Origin of the sequence: Candidatus Infernicultor aquiphilus (assembly GCF_002784285.1) — a bacterium.
GTDB classification, from domain to species: domain Bacteria; phylum Atribacterota; class Phoenicimicrobiia; order Phoenicimicrobiales; family Phoenicimicrobiaceae; genus Infernicultor; species Infernicultor aquiphilus.
The window spans coordinates 1-4497 of the sequence record NZ_PFKO01000031.1; the positions used below are offsets into that span (position 1 = coordinate 1).

At 34.8% G+C, this 4497-nt stretch carries 4 protein-coding genes and 2 pseudogenes; 1 reads left to right on the forward strand and 5 read right to left on the reverse strand.

Annotated elements, in window-relative coordinates:
• A partial coding sequence (locus tag COZ07_RS00985; protein WP_406606745.1) for an LL-diaminopimelate aminotransferase occupies nucleotides 1-1116 on the forward strand: 1116 nt, incomplete at its 5' end.
• 17 nt (nucleotides 1117-1133) lie between these two features.
• On the opposite strand, the gene larA is transcribed toward COZ07_RS00985, so the two are convergent.
• From larA to COZ07_RS01010, 5 genes and pseudogenes are all read right to left on the reverse strand, one after another.
• Nucleotides 1134-2387, reverse strand: a complete 1254-nt coding sequence (gene larA / locus COZ07_RS00990; RefSeq protein WP_406606746.1) for a nickel-dependent lactate racemase — start codon at nucleotides 2385-2387, stop codon at nucleotides 1134-1136.
• Nucleotides 2388-2416: 29 nt separating this feature from the next.
• A pseudogene (locus COZ07_RS00995) lies at nucleotides 2417-2518 on the reverse strand (hypothetical protein); the annotation flags it as partial.
• 12 nt (nucleotides 2519-2530) lie between these two features.
• A complete protein-coding gene (locus tag COZ07_RS01000; RefSeq protein WP_406606747.1) occupies nucleotides 2531-3085 on the reverse strand; it encodes a Fe-S-containing hydro-lyase in 555 nt (184 codons plus the stop codon).
• Between the two features lie 32 nt (nucleotides 3086-3117).
• Nucleotides 3118-3963 carry a fumarate hydratase gene (locus COZ07_RS01005; protein WP_406606748.1) on the reverse strand — a complete coding sequence of 282 codons (846 nt, stop codon included), beginning with the start codon at nucleotides 3961-3963 and terminating at the stop codon, nucleotides 3118-3120.
• 146 nt (nucleotides 3964-4109) lie between these two features.
• Nucleotides 4110-4497 (reverse strand): annotated as a pseudogene (locus COZ07_RS01010) (argininosuccinate lyase); the annotation flags it as partial.

The window sequence follows — 4497 nt, forward strand, 5'->3', positions numbered from 1 at the left end:
GATAAGAAAAAAGAAGAAGCCCTAAAAAGAGGAGTGGATATTATTAACTTAGGCATAGGTGATCCTGACCAACCTACTCCTAATAATATAATTGAAAAATTGAGAGAGAGCGTTAAAGATTCTAGGACACACCATTATCCTCCCTACCAAGGAACAACTGAATTCAGACAGGCAGTTGCCTCATGGTATAAAAATAGATTCCGAGTAAATTTAGATCCAGACCAGGAAGTTATGGCTCTTATTGGCTCCAAAGAGGGAATAGCTCATATCTTTTTAGCTTTTATTGATCCAGGGGATTTTAGTCTTATACCTGATCCGGGTTACCCGGTTTACAAAACGGGTACCTTGTTTGCTAACGGCTTCCCCTACCTTATGCCCTTATTAGAAGAAAATGACTTTTTACCTAACTTAGAAGAGATAGACGAAGAGGTCGCCCAAAGAGCTAAATTAATGTTTATCAACTACCCTAATAATCCCACTGCTGCTGTCGCCAATAAAGATTTTTTCGAAAAGGTAGTAAAATTTGCGAAAAAATATGATATCTTAGTCTGTCATGATTTTGCTTATTCAGAGATGACTTTTGATGGTTATAAGACCAGTAGTTTCTTAGAAATAGAAGGAGCTAAAGAGGTGGGTATTGAATTTCATTCTTTATCGAAAATATATAATATGACTGGTTGGAGACTCGGGTTTGCAGTGGGAAATAAAGATGCTATTTCAGCCCTCTCTACCATAAAGACCAATATCGATTCAGGAGCTTTTATAGCTATTCAAGAAGCTGGCGTTGAAGCTTTAACTGGCCCTCAGGATAATATAGAGAAAATGAATGAAATTTATACCCGAAGACGTGATGTAGTAATAAATGGATTAAATAAATTAGGTTGGAATTTAAAACCAACTAAAGCTACCTTTTACATCTGGATCCCTACTCCAAAAAATATAAACTCTGTAGATTTTGCTAACCTCCTATTAGAAAAAACGGGGATAATTGTAACCCCCGGAATTGGCTATGGGGAATATGGTGAAGGATTTGTAAGAATTGCCCTAACCGTTGAAGAAAAAAGATTAGAAGAAGCGATGGAAAGATTAAAAAAATCTGGTATTATTCAAAAATAAAGATTAATTATAGCAGATTAAATTAATTGAGGCACAACTGTGTTTCCCGAAGGGAGAATATAGGCCTGAAAATCTTTACCATATTTATTTTTTACATAATCTATAGCTTGAGATAAATCATTCATAGGAATAAAAAATAGTTTGCGGACTTTATTATCAGGTAAAGAGGAAATTAAAATTACTTCTACTTCTTTCACTACTCTTGCTATGCCATAGGCTTTATGGCCACCCAAAACAAATTTCTTTTTTATGCGCTTGATTATATCTTCTGGACTCTCTGCCTCTTTCATCCATTGTTCAAAGATAGGCTCCCCGTATCCTTCAGTACATTCAGCTAATAAAATAATGGTTCCTCCTGGTTTTACTGCTTGATAAGCATTATCTAAAGCCTTCTGAGCTTGATAAACATTTATATCTTTAGGATAACCGCCAGTGCTGACAATTACTACCTCTGCCTTTTGCTTAATAGAATAAAGATATGTCTTTTTGCAAACTTCTACGCCTTTCAGCCATGATTTAAGCAGTTCTCCCGCAACAATTTCCACAATATTATGTTTTTCATTAGTAACCACATTTATGTTAAAATCCAATCCTACCTTCTCTGCTGCATCTTGCATTTCTTCATGAACAGGATTATCTTTAAGATTTCCAGCTCGAGCATTAGGATCAACCATATTAGAATGATTAGTTTCAATTGTTTTTCTGCCACAAATACCAGGTAAAATAGATTTTCTTCCGCCAGAAAAACCAGCGAAATAATGAGGTACAATAACTCCGGTAGTGATAATAAAATCTGTTTCGGATACGAGTGAGCTAACCCAAAGTTCATTACCACTTTTCAGTTTACCCAGATAATGCAAATCAGGATTATCCGCATTATGATTTATAAATTTATAAGTAGAAATTAAATCTTCTCCAAATATATTACTCAGCTCCTCTTTGGAATTGTCTCGATGAATCCCAGTAGCTATGATAAACTTGATATCTTCCTTGTTTACTCCGACTTCATCTAATTCGTTTAATAATGGTGGCAAGATTATTTTATAAGGAGTAGGTCTGGTAATATCATTTACAATAATTAAAATTTTTTGAGCTTTTTTTTGAAAGATTAATTCTTTTAAGGAAGGACTACCAATCGGATTTTTTAATAAATATTTAAGTTTTTCTTCTGGATTAGATAAAACTTCTTGCTCTTTCAAATTTAATACCTGTAAAATATTTTTATCTGGTAAAATTAATCGAACTTCTTCTTTACCATACTTTAATTTCATCTTTTATTTTTACCTCTATTTAGAATATTGGTAGCCAGACAGATAGGAAAGGCATCTACTCCGGCAAAGTGTTTGAAAAGGATGACCTTTCCTTCCATTACTGGTAGAGCTGCTTCTGGGCCTATATCTCCTTTTTATTTTTATTACTTACTATATTTTGGTGGTTCGGTTTCATATAGGTTATAGCCTGATGAATCTATCACCACTATCGCCAAGAAATCTTTTACATAAAATCTATAAATTGCCTCTGCTCTTAAATCTTCGTAAGCTACTACCTCAGATTTTCTAATACTTTTTGAAATTAAAGCGGCTGTTCCTCCGATTGCTCCAAAATAGACGGCTCTATTCTTCTTCATACTTTCAATTACTTCTGGGGAACGTAACCCCTTCCCTATCATCCCTTTTAAGCCTTTATTTAATAATGTTGGAGTATAAGGATCCATACGATAGGAAGTAGTAGGACCAACAGATCCACAGGAATATCCTGGCTTAGTGGGAGTAGGGCCAGCATAGAAAATAATTTGTCCCTTAAGCTCTATAGAAAGTTTTTGTCCTTTTTGAATTAATTCAAAAAGGCGCTTATGGGCAGCATCTCTGGCAGCATAGATGTACCCAGTGATATTTACCAAATCTCCAGCTTTTAATTGTATAACTTTTTCTTCGTTTAAAGGAGTAGCTATTTTTGTTGCTTCTTTCATAAATTTGCTTCCTGTTTTAAAATTTTTATTTTCTATAATATTCCTTCGGCATGTCGGGCGGCATGACAACAGACATTTACTGCTACGGGAAGCCCGGCTATATGAGTAGGTAAATAATCTATATGTACCGCTAAACAGCTAATATTACCACCAAGGCCTGCCGGACCAATACCTAAATTATTTATTCTTTTTAATATCTCTTTCTCCATTATCGCATATTTCTCACTTTTATTAGGTTCGCCTATCTTTCTGGTAATAGCTTTCTTGGCTATTACCATAGCCCTATCGGCTGTTCCTCCAATTCCTACTCCGATAATGGTAGGAGGACAGGGATTAGGACCGGCTTTCTTTACCGTCTCTACAATAAAGTTTACTATTCCTTCTGGTCCATCGGCTGGTTTTAACATCCCCAAGGTACTCATATTCTCACTGCCAAATCCCTTGGGCATTACTAAGAATTTAATCTTATCTCCGGGTACTATATCGGTATAGATTATCGCCGGAGTATTGGTTTTGGTATTCTTTCTTTCAAATACGGGGTCATCTACTACTGATTTTCTTAGATATCCTTCCTGGTAAGCTTCTTTAACCCCCTGGTTTATAGCTTCAGCAAAGTCACCATCTGTTATCCGGACTTCTTGACCTAATTCGATAAAGAGAACCGCTAGCCCGGTATCCTGACAGATAGGCAACTCTTCCCTTGAGGCAATCTTATTATTTTCAATAATCATCTTTAAGACATATTTCCCTATAGGGGAAGTCTCTTCTTCTAAGGTCTTTTGAAGTAGTTTCAAAAGGTCCGGGTCTATATGGTAATTAGCCTTAAGAAATAATTCTTTCACTTTGTCTATGATCTGACTGGCTTTAATTTCACGCATCTTTATTTTTGCCTACCTCTTTACCTTTATGTGCTAATATATTAGCACTATACTATATCTATTTCAAAAATCCTTCTTTTTTTGGGAATATTTTTTAAAATAAGAAAATAACCAAAGTGGTAAAACAATATTAGCTTAATTAATTATTATTTTTTTTCTAATGTCTCTTTGGCTGACTTAATAGACTCCTCTACCCTTTTTAAAGAAGTCCCCCCGTAAGAATCCTTAGCCTTAACGGCAGCTTGAGGTGTTAAAATCTTTAAAGTACTTTCATCAAAACTTTTATGAAATGCTTTTAATTCCGATAAAGTTAAATTTTCCAAATGATTATTATTTTCCAGACAATAAAGAACAATTTTACCTACTAATTTGTGGGCTTCTCTAAAAGTTAAGCCCTTCTTTACCAAATAATCTGCCAATTCGGTAGCAGTAGAAAAATCATCTTTGCTACCCTTCTCCATCTTTTCTTTATTAATCTGCATAGTCTCTATCATCTTACTCATCAAGAATAAAGAACTTTCCAAGGTAGATACG

Excerpts from the sequence above, each read along its gene's own strand:
- COZ07_RS01000 (WP_406606747.1), bottom strand. The coding sequence starts at position 3,085 with ATGAAAGAAGCAACAAAAATAGCTACTCCTTTAAACGAAGAAAAAGTT.
- larA (WP_406606746.1), bottom strand. The coding sequence starts at position 2,387 with ATGAAATTAAAGTATGGTAAAGAAGAAGTTCGATTAATTTTACCAGAT.
- COZ07_RS01005 (WP_406606748.1), bottom strand. The coding sequence starts at position 3,963 with ATGCGTGAAATTAAAGCCAGTCAGATCATAGACAAAGTGAAAGAATTA.